The sequence below is a fragment of the Sphingomonas sp. BE138 genome (genome assembly GCF_031456125.1).
Lineage (GTDB): Bacteria > Pseudomonadota > Alphaproteobacteria > Sphingomonadales > Sphingomonadaceae > Sphingomonas.
The window spans coordinates 1-17,708 of sequence record NZ_JAVDUC010000022.1; the positions used below are offsets into that span (position 1 = coordinate 1).

The 17,708-nt window shown below is 63.6% G+C and carries 16 protein-coding genes; 8 read left to right on the top strand and 8 right to left on the bottom strand.

The genetic code is table 11. The features are described 5' to 3' along the window. Nucleotides 1-116: 116 nt before the first annotated feature. Nucleotides 117-761 carry a hypothetical protein gene (locus J2Y58_RS18020; protein WP_310106269.1) on the top strand — a complete coding sequence of 215 codons (645 nt, stop codon included), beginning with the start codon at nt 117-119 and terminating at the stop codon, nt 759-761. A 536-nt stretch (nt 762-1,297) separates the two neighbouring features. On the opposite strand, the gene J2Y58_RS18025 is transcribed toward J2Y58_RS18020, so the two are convergent. After that, entirely contained in the window at nt 1,298-2,203 is a 906-nt protein-coding gene (locus J2Y58_RS18025) for a hypothetical protein (protein ID WP_310106272.1), read from the bottom strand. A gap of 751 nt (nt 2,204-2,954) precedes the next feature. Then, complete coding sequence (locus tag J2Y58_RS18030) at nt 2,955-3,635, bottom strand: SOS response-associated peptidase family protein (protein ID WP_310106275.1); 681 nt, start codon at nt 3,633-3,635, stop codon at nt 2,955-2,957. Between the two features lie 207 nt (nt 3,636-3,842). Between J2Y58_RS18030 and J2Y58_RS18035 the strand changes: the two genes are divergently transcribed. Further along, nucleotides 3,843-6,734, top strand: a complete 2,892-nt coding sequence (locus tag J2Y58_RS18035) for a TonB-dependent receptor domain-containing protein (RefSeq protein WP_310106278.1) — start codon at nt 3,843-3,845, stop codon at nt 6,732-6,734. A 48-nt stretch (nt 6,735-6,782) separates the two neighbouring features. On the opposite strand, the gene J2Y58_RS18040 is transcribed toward J2Y58_RS18035, so the two are convergent. The 3 genes from J2Y58_RS18040 to J2Y58_RS18050 form a co-directional block, all read right to left on the bottom strand. After that, nucleotides 6,783-7,226: a hypothetical protein gene (locus J2Y58_RS18040; protein WP_310106281.1), complete on the bottom strand. Its 444-nt coding sequence runs from the start codon at nt 7,224-7,226 to the stop codon at nt 6,783-6,785. Nucleotides 7,227-7,316: 90 nt separating this feature from the next. Next, nucleotides 7,317-7,520, bottom strand: coding sequence for a hypothetical protein (locus J2Y58_RS18045; RefSeq protein WP_310106283.1), 204 nt, complete (start codon nt 7,518-7,520; stop codon nt 7,317-7,319). 45 nt (nt 7,521-7,565) lie between these two features. Then, on the bottom strand, nt 7,566-7,832 hold the full coding sequence (locus tag J2Y58_RS18050; protein WP_310106286.1) for a helix-turn-helix transcriptional regulator: 267 nt from the start codon (nt 7,830-7,832) through the stop codon (nt 7,566-7,568). A gap of 221 nt (nt 7,833-8,053) precedes the next feature. Here J2Y58_RS18050 and J2Y58_RS18055 point away from each other — a divergent pair, with 221 nt between their 5' ends. Further along, nucleotides 8,054-9,082, top strand: coding sequence for a recombinase family protein (locus J2Y58_RS18055; RefSeq protein WP_310106289.1), 1,029 nt, complete (start codon nt 8,054-8,056; stop codon nt 9,080-9,082). A 45-nt stretch (nt 9,083-9,127) separates the two neighbouring features. After that, entirely contained in the window at nt 9,128-9,739 is a 612-nt protein-coding gene (locus J2Y58_RS18060; protein ID WP_310106292.1) for a hypothetical protein, read from the top strand. Nucleotides 9,740-9,825: 86 nt separating this feature from the next. On the opposite strand, the gene J2Y58_RS18065 is transcribed toward J2Y58_RS18060, so the two are convergent. The 3 genes from J2Y58_RS18065 to J2Y58_RS18075 form a co-directional block, all read right to left on the bottom strand. Then, complete coding sequence (locus J2Y58_RS18065; protein WP_310106295.1) at nt 9,826-10,542, bottom strand: IS6 family transposase; 717 nt, start codon at nt 10,540-10,542, stop codon at nt 9,826-9,828. 185 nt (nt 10,543-10,727) lie between these two features. Next, nucleotides 10,728-11,318 (bottom strand): hypothetical protein, encoded by a 591-nt coding sequence (locus tag J2Y58_RS18070; protein ID WP_310106298.1) that lies wholly within the window; start codon nt 11,316-11,318, stop codon nt 10,728-10,730. A gap of 13 nt (nt 11,319-11,331) precedes the next feature. Next, nucleotides 11,332-12,426, bottom strand: coding sequence for a zinc-dependent alcohol dehydrogenase (locus tag J2Y58_RS18075; RefSeq protein ID WP_310106301.1), 1,095 nt, complete (start codon nt 12,424-12,426; stop codon nt 11,332-11,334). A gap of 327 nt (nt 12,427-12,753) precedes the next feature. Between J2Y58_RS18075 and J2Y58_RS18080 the strand changes: the two genes are divergently transcribed. The 4 genes from J2Y58_RS18080 (at nt 12,754) to J2Y58_RS18095 (ending at nt 16,946) form a co-directional block, all read left to right on the top strand. Further along, the gene (locus tag J2Y58_RS18080) at nt 12,754-13,509 is read left to right on the top strand and encodes a histidine phosphatase family protein (RefSeq protein ID WP_405053132.1); all 756 of its coding nucleotides are present in this window, start codon (nt 12,754-12,756) and stop codon (nt 13,507-13,509) included. Continuing rightward, the gene (locus tag J2Y58_RS18085) at nt 13,506-14,387 is read left to right on the top strand and encodes an NAD(P)H-hydrate dehydratase (RefSeq protein WP_310106303.1); all 882 of its coding nucleotides are present in this window, start codon (nt 13,506-13,508) and stop codon (nt 14,385-14,387) included. The genes J2Y58_RS18080 and J2Y58_RS18085 overlap by 4 nt, the downstream gene beginning before the upstream one ends. A 457-nt stretch (nt 14,388-14,844) precedes the next feature. After that, nucleotides 14,845-16,239, top strand: a complete 1,395-nt coding sequence (locus J2Y58_RS18090; protein ID WP_310106306.1) for a hypothetical protein — start codon at nt 14,845-14,847, stop codon at nt 16,237-16,239. Beyond that, the gene (locus J2Y58_RS18095; protein WP_310106308.1) at nt 16,236-16,946 is read left to right on the top strand and encodes a DUF2161 family putative PD-(D/E)XK-type phosphodiesterase; all 711 of its coding nucleotides are present in this window, start codon (nt 16,236-16,238) and stop codon (nt 16,944-16,946) included. The genes J2Y58_RS18090 and J2Y58_RS18095 overlap by 4 nt, the downstream gene beginning before the upstream one ends. Nucleotides 16,947-17,708: the final 762 nt, after the last annotated feature.

Genomic DNA, 17,708 nt, shown 5'->3' on the forward strand with positions numbered 1-17,708 from the left:
CTCCGGTTCCGCTTCGCTCCACCTACGCCCGGCAATGGCGGCGAAGACCACAATGCACTAACTGACAACCCGGACCACCCGGTGGGGGCTGCTCAGTCTCCGTACGCAAGGAGCCGTTGGAGCACGCGACCCTGGCGGTGCTGCAGCATCATCTCCTGACCGAAGAGCATGCGCACCTGTTCGTCACGGAATTCGAACGGGAGACGCGCCGCCTCATTGCCGAGGAAGGGCGTCAGGGCAATGCGATGGCCGCTCGACTACGCCAGCTGACCACGGAGCTGGAGAACCTCTACCAGAACCTGCTCATCGGCGTTGCCGGTCCTGCGCTGCAGACGATGATCGCCGTCCGCGAAGCGGAGAAGGCGCAACTCACCCGCCGCGCGCGGAACGAGGCACAGGGGACACCCGCCATGCCGATGCCGACGTCCTTGGTTCTTCGGGAGCGGTTCAGCCGAAAGGTGGCCGAACTTCGCACGTCACTGGATGACGGGACGATGCGCACGGAAGCCGCGGCGCTGCTGTCGACGCTCATCGAGAGCGTGACGATCTACCCGGACGAGGCGGATGGCCCAGAGGCCGAGGTGGTGGCGAAGGTAGCGGACTTGCTCGGCTGGGCCATAAACGACAACGCCGCCCCGAAGGGCGGCGTATCGAGTTCCATGGCGGTGGTTGCGAGGACAGGATTTAGCCGTTGCAGAACTCGATTTTGTCTGACCGAGGGAACTGTCATCAACAGTCAAGGCGCCGATTGCTCCTCTTGACTTAAGAAGGCATACTCTTCGCCGAAGAAATGATACCATCTGCCGGCGAACAAGACTGATGCCGATGACGCCGATGAACGACCTGGAAGCCGAGGAACGGCGCCTGGAGGAGATCACCGCAGGCAGCCCTGGCATCGCAGGTCGTGCGCCTGCCGGCGGACTACGACCGCCTGGTCTTTAGCTCGCGCAGCCACTCGAGTGCGTCGCTACGATCGCCGATAAGGACGCTATCAGTCACCGCCCCGCTCCCCCAGCGCATCGCGTCAGAGAGCGCGGGGCGGGGTCAGAAGAACAGCCGGACGGAGGTAGAGACCAGGCGACCGTACAGCGTGCTCGCCAGCGCGACGTTTTTCGCGGGCATCTACGCGTCGAGTGTACCTACAAGGGCGTTGGAATCGGACAGGTTCGTCGCGCTGACGCTCAGCTCAACCTGCTCAATTGGACGGGCTAGCATTCTAAATCGAAATGGTGACGCTCGCTTTCGTAGGTTGAGGCCCCGGCTCGGCGATGAGTAGCGCAAGCTGAGCCCGGCTGCATCATACACTATCGAGGCTGTCAAACAGGCGTCGCAGATAGCCGATGTTAAGCCGGCTGCGTGCGATCTGCTGCGGGGTGGTCAGCGCCCGCGCCGGGACGATCACGCCACGCTTGTCAACATCGACCGAACCGCGCTTCACCATTGTCGCCACGTGGCGTCGCACGGTTTCGAAGGGCAGGTTGACCTCGGACGCGATTTTGCGCAGCGACACTGGTCTCCGCTCGCTGTCTGGGAGCGGTTGCGATGCCTGGGCGTAACCATCTGGCAGTTGCGCACCGGACAGCAAGCCGCGAACGTTGGCAGCGATGATCGACGCCCATATGCTGCCGGTAGTGATGCTGCCGTGTTGCTCCGCGAAGCCCTCTAGGCTGCGCACTGCGAATTCGACGATGGCCCGGCCGACACGCGCGCTGCTGGCAGTGCGGCTGGTTTTCGGAAGCGATTGGAAGCCTTGAGATTGCATGACGTTGAGCAATGATTGGATCGCCGCGAAATCCTGTTCCGCAAGCGAGCCCGGATCGCCGCAGATCATCGGGTTAACCGGTACGACATAACCGCTACCCCGCGGCAGCATGATGCCGCGTTCGCCCAGAGACCGCATGCGATTACGCACCGTCGCGTAGCTGAGGCCCATCGACGAGGAAACCGCGAGAACGCTCGTCGCACGCCGTTGTTCGTTCGACACATCAAGCCCCGCACTCCTGATCGGAAGATAGGCCAGATTGGCGCTGATCACCGCCTGGACGATCACCGTATCGACGCGGTCGACATCCAATATCCGCTGCCAGCGCAAACCCCGCTTCAGTAGGAATTCGCCGATATGGCTGGCGGCGAGCCGGCCGAATGCCGGCTTGACGATCAGCTCGTCGGTCTCGACGAACGCGGTTTCAATCTTCCCGTTCACGATGCCGTTCCCATTATTTCGTCACCGGGGACCTCATCTGTCCGGGCCCAGCGTCGCGCACCATCGCTGCCTGGTTCCAGGCCACGTTGCCGATGGCAGAATGCTGACGCAACACCATTGGCAAGTCGTTGATATCGTGACCTTTGCAGTGACAAACTACGCTGCGACTTTATCGCGCCAGACATCGCTTCAAAGTCCTTCATCTCTTCACATGATTTGCGCGACACCACACCCGTTCCTCGATGTGATCGAGATAGCTTGGCGCGACTCGCGGCGGTTGCGTCAACTCGGCGCCGCGCAAGGCCACGCCGTTCCACCTCAACGTTCCGATACGGCATGCCTCGATCGAGACGTTTCCGACCTCTGTCGCGGTGCCGAAATCAGAACGCCCTCGCGGATCTCTTGGGCGTCAGAGTCAGAGTCAGATCGATTTATCGTCGACCCGATCCATGAGATGCCGGGACTGAACACCTAGGGCAGGCCTATCTATCTACCCCCTCGCCTCGACGCAGTTAGCTACCGCCGACCTGATCTAGCTAGGCAAGAAGATCGTCAAACTCGATCGTACCTCGAACGCGCAAGCCGCGCGCAAGCCCTTGTCCGAGCACATCCATGTCGTTCTCAGGCAGCCGATCGTTCGATGAAGTTGATGTGAACTCCATGCGCCGCGAACGCACGGATCTGACGGCGGTGCCCAGATAAGTTGCTGATATGCGTCAAGCAGGCCGATGCAATTGAGCACTCGATCGCGCTAGCTGAATAGCGGACCTGCGCCTCGGGCATCCTCATCCACCTTGGCGACGGTGGCGGCGTCCTGTCGAGCCGTCATCAACTGAGACGGGAATGGCTTGGCCAGCAAAACGGCGTCATCGAACGAGCACGTCAGCCACCGCTCCTCATCTTCCTCGTCGAGCAGAACCGGCATGGCCTTGGGGTGGATCGGCGCCACCAGCGGGTTCGGATCGGTCGTCAGAAAGGCGAACACCGCGCCGCCGTCAACCGGCCGCCACACGCCTGCGAAGCTGACGATCGGCTGGCTGGGTACGTCGAACCAGAACAGCGGGCGCTTGCCAGTCAGGCCGGGACCGTACTCGCTGAAGCTGGTGAACGGGACGAGGCACCGACGCCCAGGGTTCGCCAGCGCCGACTTCCAGAACGGCGACGTGTACTTCCTGACGTTGGTGACCTTGGTGTCCAGCAGCACGGGCTTGCCGGTCACCTTGTCGATGCGCTTGCCCGGCACCTTCCGCGGGAAGCCCCAACGCATCACGTCGAGTGTGCGGGCGCCGTCCTCCTGGCGCACGACATAGGCCAGTTTGCCGGGGAACAGCTCAGGCGGCGGGATCGTGTGATCGGGCGGGAAAGGTGCCTCGACGCCGTAACGGGCGGCCAGCGCGATCTGCGCTTCGGTCATACGGTAGCGATTACACATCTGCGTACCAACGCCTCAAACATCGTTGCAAGCTGGCTGATCACCGGCAGCACATGAGTGCGAGCTGCAATGTGTCATATTAACCACACCTAACGATAGAAGGTGCGCCGAGCAGCGCGAATGGCTTTAACAATCTTGCGCGGGGGCTTCATCGCCGTTCATCTTCAACGACAGGCGCTCATGCAAGCGCCTCAAACAGGGGATCATATGCGGCAGATTCTTGCTCAACGTACCAGCTTCTTCGCGCTCATCATTGCCGCGGCCTTACCGACTGGTGCGCATGCGCAAGCCGCTCCCGAACAAGCTCCGACTGAAGCGGCCGCGGCCGAGGGCGGCGACATCGTCGTGACCGGCTCGCGTATCCGTCGCGATCCGCTCGATAATCCTTCGCCGGTCGTCACCATCGACGACGCCGCGATCGCAAAGACCGGGCTGTCGTCGGTAGCCGACGTACTGCAACGCATCCCTGCCTCGTCGGGCGGGCTGAACAGCAAATTCAACAACTCGGGCAACTTCGGCAATCCGCCCGATGGTGGCGGTGTCGGCGCGGGCTCGGCGGCGATCGACCTGCGCTACCTTGGCGCCAAGCGCACGCTCGTGCTCGTAGATGGCCTCCGCTACGTCAACGGCGCGAGCGCCAGCGGCATACCGGGCACGGTCGACCTCAATTCAATTCCCGACGTGATGATTCAGCGTGTCGAAGTGCTGCAATCGGGCGCCTCCGCGCTGTACGGCTCCGACGCGATCGGCGGCGTGGTGAATATCATCACGAAGTCCGATCAGAAGGGCTTTCGGGCGCAGGCGCAATATGGCCAGTACCTGCGCTACAATGACGGCGACACGCAGAACTACCAGCTGAGCTGGGGCGGCGGCACCGATCGTCTCCACCTCGACGTCGGCGGTTTCTATACCAAGCAGGATCCGGTCCGCGCCGCCGATCGCTCAATCTCGCAATTCCCCAACCCCGGCCAGACGAGTTGCGCGCAGGGTGGCTGCTCGGGTGCAGCGCTGAACGGACGTGTCGTGTTCAGCCCTGGCAATCCGTCGCTGCCGGCCGGCGGCACGATCACGGTGCGAAACGCACCGCTCAATGGGCGCGGCGTGTACGATCCGACCCTGGCGGGCGGGGATTTCCGCCGCTTCACCGACGCCGATCGCTTCAACTTCGCGCCATTCAACTACTTCCTGACCCCCAACGAGCGCTATGGCGGCTTCATCAACACCCGCGCCGAGTTCTCGGAGGCGTTCAACGTCCGCTTCAAAGCGACCTGGGCGCACCGCGCATCGCAGAACCAGGCCGCGTTCTTGCCGCTCAACATCGGGCCGGACGCAGGCAACGGCAACCTGCTCGACACGATCTCGATCGACGCGACCAACCCCTTCAATCCGTTCGGCCGCACGCTGAACTCGGGCGCGAACGGCCAGCCCGCCACCTATTCGCTGATCGGGCGGCGCCTCGTCGAGGCCGGGCAGCGCACCTACAACCAGACGGTTGATACCTTCACGGTCACCGGCACGATCGACGGCAAGTTCTCGCTATTTGGCAAGAACTGGTATTATGATGCCAATGCGGTGCTAGGCGCCAACGACGCGCATCAGCTGTTCACCGGCAACCTGAATACCGCGCGGCTGGCGCAGGCGCTTGGCCCCGTCGCCAATTGCACCGGCGAGTGCGTGCCGTTCAACATCTTCGGCGGCCAGGGCTCGATTACGCCGCAGATGCTGGCGTTCGTGGCGTTCGACGAGCGTTCGCGCAGTTCGCAGCGCCTGCAGGACTATACGGTCAACGTCAGCGGCGAGCTGTTCGACCTGCCGGGCGGCCCGATCGGCGTGGCGTTGGGTTACGAGCACCGTGATCAGGAAGGCAGCTTCACCCCCGATCCGGTCATCCAGGCCGGGCTGGGTGCCGACATCCCGGCGCAGGCGGCAAGCGGCCAGTTCAATGTCGACGAATTCTACGGCGAAGTCCGCCTGCCCCTGCTGCGCGATCTGCCGTTCATGCAGCTGCTGGAGCTGAACGGTGCCGCGCGGCATTCGGACTTCTCGACCTTCGGCAGCAACACGACGTTCAGCGGCGGCGGCCTGTGGAAGCCCGTCAGCGACCTGCTGTTGCGCGGCCAATATGCGGAAAGCTACCGTGCGCCGTCGATCGGCGAGCTGTTCGGCGCGGTTTCGCGCTTCGACCAGACGCTCAACGATCCGTGCACCAGCGCGGCGGGCGGGCTGTTCCAGAGCAACGCGACGGTGCGACAGAACTGCATCGCCAACGGCGTGCCCGCCAACGGCAGCTACGTCGAGCCGCAGGGCGGCCAGATCAGCGTCCAGACCGGCGGCAATCGCGCGCTGCAGCCGGAGACGGCGACGACGTGGCTATTCGGCGGCGTCTACAGCCCGGCTTGGGCGCGCGGCGGCTTCGCCAATGCGCTCAGCCTTGAGGTTAATTACTACACCATCAAGGTCGACGGCGCGATCCAGTCGATCCCGGCCGAGGTGCTGCTCGGGCGCTGCGCGACCGCAGGCGATGCGCTGTCGTGCGCCGCCGTCAACCGCACGCCGAACGGCTTCATCTCGGCGATCAACGGCGTGCTGTTAAATACCGGCGGCATCCGGACTCGCGGCATCGACGCCACGCTGACGCTGCGCACACGTCGTACCGGCGCCGGCACCTTCGGTTTGTCGCTCAGCGGCAACTACCTGCTGAAATACGAGGAGATCGTGCCCGCCACCAACGGGACGACCACCACTTCCTACCTCGGCAAGGAGCGCGGCAGCCCGGACCAAGCATATCCGCACTTCAAGGGTCAGGCGACGCTCGACTGGGACATCGGCCCTGTCGCGGCGGCGTTTACCGGACGCTACATCGACAACGTGATCGAGAACCAAGGCGGTAACCGTCTTGACCAGCGCTTCTATGGCGACGTCCAGCTTACCTTCCGCCCGAGCTGGGTCGGCGAACGGGTCGCGCTGACACTTGGCGTCAATAATGTTTTCGATACTGATCCGCCCGCCTGCTTCTCGTGCAGCCTCAACAATTACGACCCGACTACCTACGACGTCCCAGGTCGGTTCGGATATGCCCGAGTAAGCTACGGTTTTTGATGATCGGTCGGGTGGGCCTTCCCAACGTGCCCACCCACACGATTCTGGTTACCTGAATTCTGCCCATACAGCGTGTCCCCGCTTCACCAGCTCCGTGACGATCCAGCGGTGCGCTAGCTGGGCATGACTGAACGCCTGACCATGCCCCGCTGCCGCCTCTTCCCAGAAGCGCATGAGCACCGAGCGATCGGCAAGGTACGGGCGGAGCACGCGCAAGGCGAGGCGTGTCACCGGCGTGCGCGGGTCATCGGTCCTCGCGCGCCTCGCTACGTCCTGGAGGACCGTCAGCGCCAGATTCATCACCAGCGTCTCAGCTCGGCGGTGGCGCAGCTCACGATCGTTGGCCCTAAACGGAACGCCAGTCACGTGAACGTCGCGCCGGATGTGCCCGCAGGTGATACATAGCAGGTCGGCCTGAACGGCTGGCCACTCAATCGAACGCCGCTCAAAGCGCCGGGTGTAGATCAGCTCTTCCAGATCGTACGTCTTCACCGACCCGCAGGTGCTACAGGTGACGCGGACTGACGCTTCTACCTTGCGTAGATCGTACAGGGTCTTGGGCGGGCCAACCACATTCGCTGATTATGCGAGCGCCGGCAGCGGCAACTGCTCACCGCGAACCGCCAGCACCGCACGTGCCTGAAGCGCCGCGTCGACAGCCTGACGGTAATGCACCGTCCCGCACCGCTCGGCCTCGTCAAAGCGCACCGGTGACCAATCATCACTCGGGTAGCAGGCGTCATAGATCGGGCGCGTAGCCGCACGCAGCAGGAGATCGTGCTCCATGCCAAGGCTCCTTCAATGTCGGTGCGCCGTCGATCGGCGGTGGCCCTACGCTACGACGATGACGCCGTGATTCGCAAGAACATCACAGGAACATGAGTTTGCTGACATGACGCCCGGCATGATCGCCGCACCATTCTCGATCCGCGACAGCGCGGCGCGGGTCATTCCGACACTGGCCGCGAGAGCTTCCTGACTGACTGGCCCTACAGTGCCGCTCACGCCCGTACGATGATCCTTGAGGATTTTCCCGAGATCAGGTCGCAGATGGCTGAAGCCTTCGGGCAATCGCATTCTGGCGAGAGACCGGTTCATCGTCATACGATGTGACATAACGCGATGTGCGTTTTGTGCACAGAACGCTCCAGCCGTCCCACAACGCCGGTATGGCCGCCGCACGGATCATACTGGCACAGACATCGGAGTCGCGACAGGCGCTTGCCGAGCTCGTGCGCCTGTTGGCGAGGCAAGCGGCGGCCGAACATCATGCGCGCTTGCGGGATTCCCGTGCCGCCGCGGCTGTGAAACAATAGGCCATGCTCACCGCCCTGCCCCGCCGTATTGCACTGTACGGTCGCCATTCGACTGCCATGCAGGCTGCCTCATCAAATGCCGACCAGGTCGCGTCCTGTGCGCCGCTGGTCGGCTATCTGGGCGGTACGGTAATGGCGACTTGGCTCGATCCGGAGCTGTCGGATTATCGCCGTGATCGCCCAGGCTTGCAGCAGCTGCTGCGTGCGGTGGAAGCGGGCGATATCGACATCATCGCCTGCGAGGCGCTCGACCGGCTCGCACGTGATGCAGAGGACGTGGCCTGGCTGGGCAAGAAGCTCGCCTATCACCGCGTCCAGCTCCATACCGTTAGCGAAGGCCATGTCGACGAGATCAAGTTCGCAGTCGCAGGTCTGCTCGGCTCGATCTTCCTGAAGCATCTCGTCGACAAGACGCTGCGCGGCATGGAAGCCGCGGTACTCGCCGGACGCTTCGCCGGTGGCCGAGCCTATGGCTACAAGCGGATGGTTCGACTGGACGCGAGCGGAGAGTTGCAGCGAGGGCTGCTCGAAATCGACGAAGCGCAGGCCGGAATCGTCCGCCGGATCTTCGCGTGGTTCGCAGCCGGAATGTCCTCAATCCAGATCGCGACGCGCCTGAACGAAGAGGGCGTGCCGGGGCCGCGTGGTGGGCAGTGGAACGCCTCGACGATCCGCGGCGACCCGAAGAAGCTCGTCGGCATCCTCAACAATCCGCTCTATGCAGGACGTCTGGTGTGGGGCCGTCGACAATGGCGCAAGAACCCCGATAGCGAGAGGCGCGAACGCCGCTATCGGCTCAGCGACCAATCAGAATGGGTGGAGGTCGCGGTTCCCGACCTGCGGATCATCGACGACGGCTTGTTCGAGGCCGCTCGGAGCGAGATAGAGCGTCGCAAGCGAGCGCCGCAGGCAAACTCATCCGCCGGCCGCCCCCCGGCGCGACATCTGCTATCGGGTCTCATCCGGTGCAGCTGCTGCGGAGCCAACTACACGATCAGCGGCAAGGACTATTACCGCTGTGCCGGCCAGTAAGAGCGCGGCGCGTGCAGCAATCGGGTCTCCGTACGCAAGGAGCCGTTGGAGCACGCGAGCCTGGCGGTGCTGCAGCATCATCTCCTGACCGAAGAGCATGCGCCCTTGTTCGTCATGGAATTCGAACGGGAGACGCGCCGCCTCGTTGCGGAGGAAGGGCGTCAGGACAATGCGACGGCCGCGCGACTACGCCAGCTGACCACGGAGCTGGAGAACCTCTACCAGAACCTGCTCATCGGCGTTGCCAGTCCTGCGCTGCAGACGATGATCGCCGTCCGCGAAGCGGAGAAGGCGCAGCTCACCCGCCGCGCGCGGAAAGAGGCACACGGGACACCCGCCATGCCGATGCCGACGTGCTTGGTTCTTCGGGAGCGGTTCAGCCGAAAGGTAGCCGAACTTCGCACGTCACTGGATGACGAGACGATGCGCACGGAAGCCGCGGCGCTGCTGTCGACGCTGATCGAGAGCGTGACGATCTACCCGGACGAGGCGGATGGCCCGGAGGCCGAGGTGGTGGCGAAGGTAGCGAATTTGCTCGGCTGGGCCATAAACGACAACGCCGCCCGGAAGGGCGGCGTGTCGAGTTCCATGGCGGTGGTTGCGGGGACATGCGGTCAGCTTGGCTTGTTGACGCGCAGCTGGTGGCCATCAGCTTAAAAGGCCTTTGCTAGGGTTCAGACGGTGCTGTCAGTCTAATGCGGACCGCTCTCCACACGATGCATTTTCGTCTTTGACGGCGACGTTCAGCTGACGAGCGCCTGCCACTTCGCCAGTGCGGCGGAGCGTCGTTCCCGGTAAGTCTGTCGATCGATGAGGTGGCATTCCAGGCTGAAGTGGTTGTGGACGTTGGCGTGGACTGAGGCGAACTTTTGCAGCGTCTTCATTTGCCGGAAGCGCTGCATTGCCAGCTCCCGTCGTCGGAACGGCAGGTGGCTGTTCTCCACCCGGTTGTTCGCCCAGCGACCCACCTCCTGCTTCTCGGCGTTGCCGAGCTCGTTCATCGCGGCACGGTAGCTGCGCAGACCATCGGTAGTGATCGCCTCGGGCGAGCCGTAGAGATTCGGCGCCTTCTTCATGAACGCAAGCGCGGCTGCCTTGTCTCGGGTTCTGGTGACGTATCTTTCCAGCACCTCGCCTTCATGATCAACCGCTCGCCAGAGGTAGACCATCTCGCCGTTCAGCTTCACGTACATCTCGTCCAGGTGCCAGCGCCAGTGACGAAACCGGCCCATCCGGCTCACCCGCTGCCGGCGGATGTCGCCGGCAAACAGCGGACCGAACCTGTTCCACCAAAGCCGCACCGTCTCGTGGCAGATGTCGATCCCGCGCTCGAACAGCAGGTCCTCGACGTTCCGCAGGCTCAGCGGGAAGCGCACGTACATCAGCACCACCAGCCGGATCACCTCCGGCGACGAGTTGAAGTAGCGAAACGGTGAGGCTGGCTTGCGCGGGCGTGGCATCCCCCTGCCCTACCCGGCCCCGATTACAAGCAGGTGCATTTGGTTTGACGGTGCTAGGCCGAATGCTGATGGTCGGCCGCTCCATCGCAGGTGCCGGCTGTTTTGCGTGGCCGCGGGACAGGTAAGCTATACGCTGTAGAAGACCGGTCAAACCCGCGCCGCCATCATCTAGCCAGGTTTGGCTGTCATGCGCCGCCACGTTCAGACGTATGAAGCTTTTCACCCAATGCCGTTTCACGAGCCTCACCCGTGATCCAGCGACGCTCCGGCGCCGGGGTGGCGTCGGAAGCGTCAGTTCTTCTGGCACGGACAATCAGGATCGCCGCCAGCGACGCCGCCGCGACCGCGCCGACCTTGGTTAGGAAACGCGCGCGATTGTACTGCCATTCGGCGCCGATACCCATTTCTGCCGGGATGTTCGGGACCGCTCCCCCGCGCAGGTCGTCGACCACGCCTTCCACCACGTTGACGCGATCCGCTCCCATCAACAGCAGCCAGTGCCACCAGTCGGACTCACTGCGACGGAAGGCGTAGCGGCGCAGCATCCCGCTGAGGCCGCTCGGCGGCGTCGACGTGCCGACCACCGCAGGCAACCGGTTGTGCTCGATCGAACGAAGGATCTCGACGTCGGGTCGCTGAAGCGCAGGCCGGCACCACGTCAGCCCACGCGTCTTCTGATCCCCGATATGGCGGATCGGGTACGTCGGATCGTTCTGCGGGTCGGCGTCCACTCCCCAGCCGGGCACCGTGGCCGGATTGATCAGGGCCTTGCTCATCATGGTGCTCCTTTCACGCGCCGTTCGGCAGCAGGACGGGCTTGATGCAGCCATCCAGCTTCGCGGAGAACATATGGTACGCGTCGGCGACATCGGCGAGCGGCACGCGGTGCGTGATCATCGCCTTTGGCTCGATGTGGCCGACGCGGACATGCTCTACCAGCCGTGGCAGCAGGCGTTTTACCGACGCCTGATTGGCGCGAATGGTGATGCCTTTGTTCACGACGTTGCCAATCGGGATCACGTTGCCGGTCGGACCATATACGCCGACGACCGAGACGACCCCCCCCTTCTTGACCGAGTTGATCGCCCAATGCAGTGCGATCGCGTTGCCGGCCTCGAGCTTCAGCTTGGTGCCGATCAGCGTCTGTATCGCGTTGCCCGCGGCGTCGCCGCCGACCGCGTCGATGCAGACATCGGCTCCCAGCGAATCCATCTGCTTCTTCAGGAAGACGACCACGTCGTCGATCTCGCGGAAATTATAGACCTCGGCCGGTCCGAAGGTGCGGGCGAATTCCAGCCGATAGTCGAGATGATCGATAACGATTACGCGGCCGGCCCCAAACAGCCACGCGGACCGCGCCGCCATCAGGCCGACCGGTCCGGCCCCGAATACCACCACGGTATCGCCCGTTTGGATGCCGCCCATCTCTGCGGCCTGATAGCCGGTCGGCACTACATCGGTGAGCAGCACGGCGTCATCCGGGTCCATCCAGTCGGGGATGACCATCGGGCCGACATCGGCGTAAGGAACGCGAACATATTGCGCCTGCCCGCCGTCATAGCCCCCGGCGGTGTGCGAGTAGCCGAAGAGGCCGCCCACCGCGGTCGCCTGCGCATTGGACTCGTGGCAGTTGCCGAACAGTCCCTGCTGGCAGAAATGACACTTGCCGCAGGCGATGTTGAACGGCACGAGGACGTGGTCGCCCACCTTCACAGCGCGGACCTCCGGTCCGACCTCCTCGACGATGCCGCAAAACTCGTGCCCGAAGGTCATGCCGACCCGCGTGTCGGGAACCATGCCGTGATACAGGTGAAGGTCGGAACCGCAGATGCACGAGCGGGTCACGCGGACAATCGCGTCTTCCGGATGCAGCAGCGCGGGCATCGGCTTTTCCTCGACCCGGACGCGATAAGGTCCGCGATAATTCATCGCCAGCATGTGCGTTTGCCCTTCCCGGACTCACCGGTTGCGTGATGATCGATAGCAATCCGTCAAGCATCGCGCATAATTATAGTTCCGGCGCGAAAATGCTGATCTTCATCAACAGCGTTGCAGGACTTTGCGCCAGATCAACATAATGCCATCGTCAATCCTGGAACAGAGTCGCATCACGCGTGCTTTACGATGCAACAGACATGAACTTGCCGGGCGGTGCGTGCGAGAGCGTTCGGCGCCTAACAATCATTAACTTGCGCCAAAGAGATTACCGATATGATGGCGGCGAGGTGGCCAAGGACGTTGTGGATCGTTCGCCACGGCGAGAGTGCAGGTAACCTCGCGCGCGATGCCGCGCTCGCCGAGGGAGCACAGCGCATCGCATTATCAACCCGCGACGTCGACATCCCCCTGTCCGAACGCGGCGAGGATCAGGCGAAGGCGCTCGGCAAAGCCTTCGCCGGGCGCGCTTCTGACGAACGCCCTCAGGTGATCCTGTCCTCGCCGTACGACCGCGCCCGCGCCACCGCCACGCTGTTCCGCTCGTCGGGCGGTGCGGCCGCAGACACACCAATTTGCGTCGACGAGCGGCTGCGTGAAAAGGAGTTCGGGGTCCTCGACGGCCTCACCGTCGCCGGCGTCGCCGCCATTTATCCCGAGCAGGCCGAGTTTCGTCGCTTGCTCGGTAAATTCTACCATCGGCCGCCCGGCGGGGAGAGCTGGTGCGACGTTATCTTCCGGCTACGATCCGTCATGGACACGATCGCTCTGCACCATGCCGGTCAAAGGGTGATGATCGTCGCGCATCAGGTCGTCGTCCTGTGCCTGCGGTACATCATCGAAAACCTGTCCGAAGAACGGATCCTCGCGATCGATCGGGAGGGTGACGTCGCAAACGGCTCGGTCACTGAATATCGGTTCGACCCGGCCACCGGCCAAGAAGGCGGCATGGTCCTGACCGGCTACAATATTGTTTCCCATCTGGTGAAAGCGACGGCCGAACCGGACAGAGCGGCAGGAGTGCGAGGATGAGCCAAGCACCGACCCCGCTTAACAGCGAATGGATCGCGGCCCATCCCGCACCCGTTCACGGTGAGGGCACCACCAAGAACAGCCGCGGACGCGTGCTTGCGATAGGCGGGTCTCGGATGGTGCCCGGCGCGCTTCGTCTGACGGGCGAGGCGGCGCTCCGGGTCGGCGCCGGCAAGCTTCAGATGGCGACACCCCGGTCGCTGGCCCTGCAACTCGGGCTTCTCGTGCCGGAAGCCGCATCGATCGCGTTGCCGGAAGACGCCAAAGGCGAGATCGCCGAAGCCGGTGAAGCGTTGGCAGCTCCGCTGCAAGGATGCGACACGTTGGTGCTCGGTCCAGGTATCGGCGATGCCGGTGCAGCGGCCTACCTGCTCCGGCTCGTCTTCGGGACGACGCTACGGGATCTTACCGTGGTGATCGATGCAATGGCAATCGGGTGCCTGAACGATTTGCGGAACGAAGCAAAGCCCTTTGCAGGGCGCATCATCCTGACCCCTCATCATGGCGAGATGGCTGCCCTCGCCGGCTGCGACGAGCAGCAGGTCACAGACGAACCGCAACGATGGGCCTGCGAGATCGCCGCGCACTTCGGCGCCGTCGTCGTGCTGAAAGGGAGCGACACGATCATCGCCGAGCCCAGCGGCGCCGCCCTGCATTACGGCGGCGGGGGTATCGGCCTTGCCACCGGCGGCTCGGGCGACGTCCTCGCTGGCGCGATCGCGGGATTGCTTTCGAGAGGAAGCTGTCCCTTGGTAGCGGCTGGTTGGGGCGTGTGGCTGCACGGTCAGAGCGGCCGACGCGTGGCGACAACCAGCGGCCCGATCGGCTTCCTTGCGCGCGAAGTTCCTGCCGAGTTCCCGCGACTTCTGCCACAGTAACGGCGTCATCAAGGACGCGAGCCTTGGACCTTGATTGAGCACGAAGCCATAGCACGCCCGTTTGCCGGGGCGACTAAAATCAATGCCACCTCCATTTACGACATCTTTTCAGCTGGTCTGCAAGCAAATACACAGTTCATATCAGGACCAGGCTCCTTTCAGCTAGACACAGAAAAGCTTGTGACAAGGAGAGCCAGACGAAGGCTGCTAGCAGCTCTCGGACGCTCGCCATCAACACTGGTCCAGGTCGAGTGCCGAAGCTCGTGTGTCGTGCGTGGTCGGCTTAACAGCTGTGACCGGAGAGGTGCCGATCCGTCCTCAGCGGATGGGAAAGTGCTTGCTCGATATCAAGGAAGCCACTCCAGCGTGTCGCTGCGGCGATTTCTCGGTGGTGCCGGCGGGCCGGACTGACTAATCAGCGCCGGTGCATGTTCCGCTAGGTTCGCTCGCCCCGGCGATGGCCCGCATCCGCGTGGTGCCCGGCTCGCCCTATTTCATGACCGAGGACGGCACGTCCTGGACCCCGATCGGGCACAATGACGCGATCACGTGGCCGGACCTCGCGCCGCTATTCCGACGCCGGGACCTTGCGGCAGTGGAACGGCACCTGCTCGGACTGCGCGCGCACGGCGTCACTTGCATCCGGCTCATGCTGGAATATTGCCACAGCCAGCATCGCTACCTTGAGCGTCCCACGGGACGCTTCGTACCCGCCATGCTGCGGTTGTGGGACGACCTGTTCCGCCTGCTCGAGCGCATCGGGTTAAGGGTGCTGCTCACCCCATACGACACTTTCTTCATGTGGATTCGCTGGCAGCGTCACCCTTATGCGCGCGAAAACGGCGGGCCCTGCGCCGGGCGCGACACGTGGCTGACCTGTCCTGATACGCGGCGCGCGATCAAGCAACGGCTGGCGTTCGCGAGCGACCGCTGGGGCAACAGTCCGGCGCTGTTCGCGTGGGACCTGTGGAACGAGATCCACCCGGCACATGGCGGCAACGACCCCACAGCGGTCGCACCCTTCATTGACGACCTCTCGACATGGCTGCGTGCGCATGAGCGCGAGCGGCTCGGCCATGCCAATCTCCAGACCGTCTCGATCTTTGGCCCCGAACTGATCCGCTACCCTGCGCTGGTCGCGCCGATCTTCCGACACCCGTCGCTCGATTTCGCCAATACCCACCTCTACGAGCATGGTACGATTGACGACCCGCGAGACACCGTGGCGCCTGCGCTCGCTGCCGCCCGGCTAATGCGTGACGCCGTGATCGCGGCCGGACCGGCGCGGCCGGTGTTCGATTCGGAGCACGGCCCGATCCACAGCTTCAAAGACCGCAAGCGGACGCTGCCGCGCGCCTTCGACGACGAATATTTTCGTCACATCCAATGGGCGCACCTGGCGAGCGGCGGCGCGGGCGGTGGCATGCGCTGGCCCAACCGTCACCCGCATGTCCTCACCCCCGGCATGCGCGAGGCGCAGAGAGCGCTGACGGACTTCCTGCCGCACATCGACTGGGCCCGCTTTCGTCGGCGCAATCTCTCCGCGGAGCTGGCCTGCACGGATAGCGGCGTTGCGACGATCGGTTGCGGCGATGCCCGACAGGCAGTCGCATGGCTCGTGCGGACCGACGCGATCAGCGCCGACGGAACGATCCGCGCGCGCGACGACGCGGACGCCACCCTGCTCCGCGTTCCGGGGCTGTTCGACGGCGCCTATGACGTCGTCAGCTACGACACCCGCGCGGGCGCGGTTGTCAGCCGCACGCGCGCCGACAGCGCCGGCGGCAAGCTCGTCGCAGCAGTCGGCCCGGTCCGGCGCGATCTGGCCGTTGCGGTGCGCGGCGCGGCATGAGTGAGGCGGACGCGACAGACCGACCGGTTCGCAGCGTTACCTGGCGCGAGACCGCGCTGTACGCTCCGGTCAAAGCCTTTCTTGAGGCACAGGGCTTCACGGTAAAGGGCGAGATCTGCGGCTGCGACGCGGTCGGACTTCGCGCCGGCGAGCCGCCGCTCATCGTGGTTGCGGAGCTCAAGCTATCGTTCACGCTCGAACTGGTCCTTCAGGCGGTCGAGCGGATGCGTGGTGCCGACATCGTCTATCTCGCGGTGGCCGCCTCGCGTCGGGGGCGTGACCAGGACCAGCGGGTCTCACGCCTGTGCCGCCTGCTGGGTGTGGGCTTGCTCGCGGTCGACCTGCGTCTCGAGCGGGTCGTAGTTCTCTGCGAGCCCGTGCCTTACCGGCCCCGCCCCGATCTGCCGCTGCGCCGCCGGCTCGTGAGGGAGCATACCATGCGTGAGGGCGACCCGAACGCCGGGGGTTCGTCGCGCCAGCCGATCATGACCGCCTATCGCCAGCGCGCGCTCGCCTGCGCGGCGGCAATGCGCGAGGTCGGCGCGCGGCCGCGTGACCTGCGCCACCTGGCGGAGGACGCCGGCACCATTCTGTCGCGCAACGTCTACGGCTGGTTCGAGCGGGTGCGCCCGGGCCACTATCGTCTATCCGATCAAGGAAAAGCGATGATCGCGGGAGCCGCAGATGCAAAACCCAGCGAAGCCTGACGCTCGCGAACATGTCGCGTCTCGCAACGGTCAGGCGGTAGAGAAGAGGTCGCAGGCCGATCATCGCAGCGACAACAATGCTACTCCCCGGCAGAGCAGAAGATAGAGGAGGGATGTACGCGGAGAGAAGCTTGTCGTTCTTAAACGAAAAGTGCTTGGCTGTATCTTCGCGATCATTTCAGCCGGAGCCCCGCCGCAGATAGACCCACAAACGGACGCCCTGTCGGTTCGCAGGGCTCCCAACAGCCGACGCTTGTTCATCTTCATCACGACGGCTAGCGTGAGCGTGTTTTGGGCCCTGAACGGTTCGGGCAATTGGTGTCCGGCGCTTCGTAGACACGTCGCTGCGAGGGGGCGCATAGCTCCGTCTTGGTGCTCCTCGCTCCTCGGGTGCATTGAGGCTGGAAGCGCTTAAACCCGCACCAGGCCTACTGAAAGCACTCCTGCTTGCCTCCGATGATCAGGAGCAGAACGGGAAACCGTGGATTTCCCTTATCGCTCCATAGCAACTGAAGCGTTTTAATCAGTCGCTAGCAATTTTGGCATTCCCCCTTCCGTTTGTAGCAGTAAACATACTTTAATAATGAATATTCAGGTGTGTGCCGTTGCCAGTTGGCCTCGGTATAAGAGCGCCACAGCTCCTCTACGTGGTTAAGGTGATTTGGAATACTTGTAAGCAATTTAACCACGCGTCTTCGATTACACAGATCGTGGCAAATCACTAATTCGCCAATGGAAATTTATTGAGCGTCGCTAGTTCTG

Bases quoted from the DNA above. Each gene is read 5' to 3' on its own strand.
- J2Y58_RS18035 (WP_310106278.1), top strand. From the start codon at position 3,843: ATGCGGCAGATTCTTGCTCAACGTACCAGCTTCTTCGCGCTCATCATT.
- J2Y58_RS18070 (WP_310106298.1), bottom strand. From the start codon at position 11,318: ATGAGCAAGGCCCTGATCAATCCGGCCACGGTGCCCGGCTGGGGAGTG.
- J2Y58_RS18080 (WP_405053132.1), top strand. From the start codon at position 12,754: ATGATGGCGGCGAGGTGGCCAAGGACGTTGTGGATCGTTCGCCACGGC.
- J2Y58_RS18045 (WP_310106283.1), bottom strand. From the start codon at position 7,520: ATGGAGCACGATCTCCTGCTGCGTGCGGCTACGCGCCCGATCTATGAC.
- J2Y58_RS18085 (WP_310106303.1), top strand. From the start codon at position 13,506: ATGAGCCAAGCACCGACCCCGCTTAACAGCGAATGGATCGCGGCCCAT.
- J2Y58_RS18050 (WP_310106286.1), bottom strand. From the start codon at position 7,832: ATGAACCGGTCTCTCGCCAGAATGCGATTGCCCGAAGGCTTCAGCCAT.
- J2Y58_RS18075 (WP_310106301.1), bottom strand. From the start codon at position 12,426: ATGCCCGCGCTGCTGCATCCGGAAGACGCGATTGTCCGCGTGACCCGC.
- J2Y58_RS18030 (WP_310106275.1), bottom strand. From the start codon at position 3,635: ATGTGTAATCGCTACCGTATGACCGAAGCGCAGATCGCGCTGGCCGCC.
- J2Y58_RS18090 (WP_310106306.1), top strand. From the start codon at position 14,845: ATGGCCCGCATCCGCGTGGTGCCCGGCTCGCCCTATTTCATGACCGAG.
- J2Y58_RS18065 (WP_310106295.1), bottom strand. From the start codon at position 10,542: ATGCCACGCCCGCGCAAGCCAGCCTCACCGTTTCGCTACTTCAACTCG.
- J2Y58_RS18055 (WP_310106289.1), top strand. From the start codon at position 8,054: ATGCTCACCGCCCTGCCCCGCCGTATTGCACTGTACGGTCGCCATTCG.
- J2Y58_RS18095 (WP_310106308.1), top strand. From the start codon at position 16,236: ATGAGTGAGGCGGACGCGACAGACCGACCGGTTCGCAGCGTTACCTGG.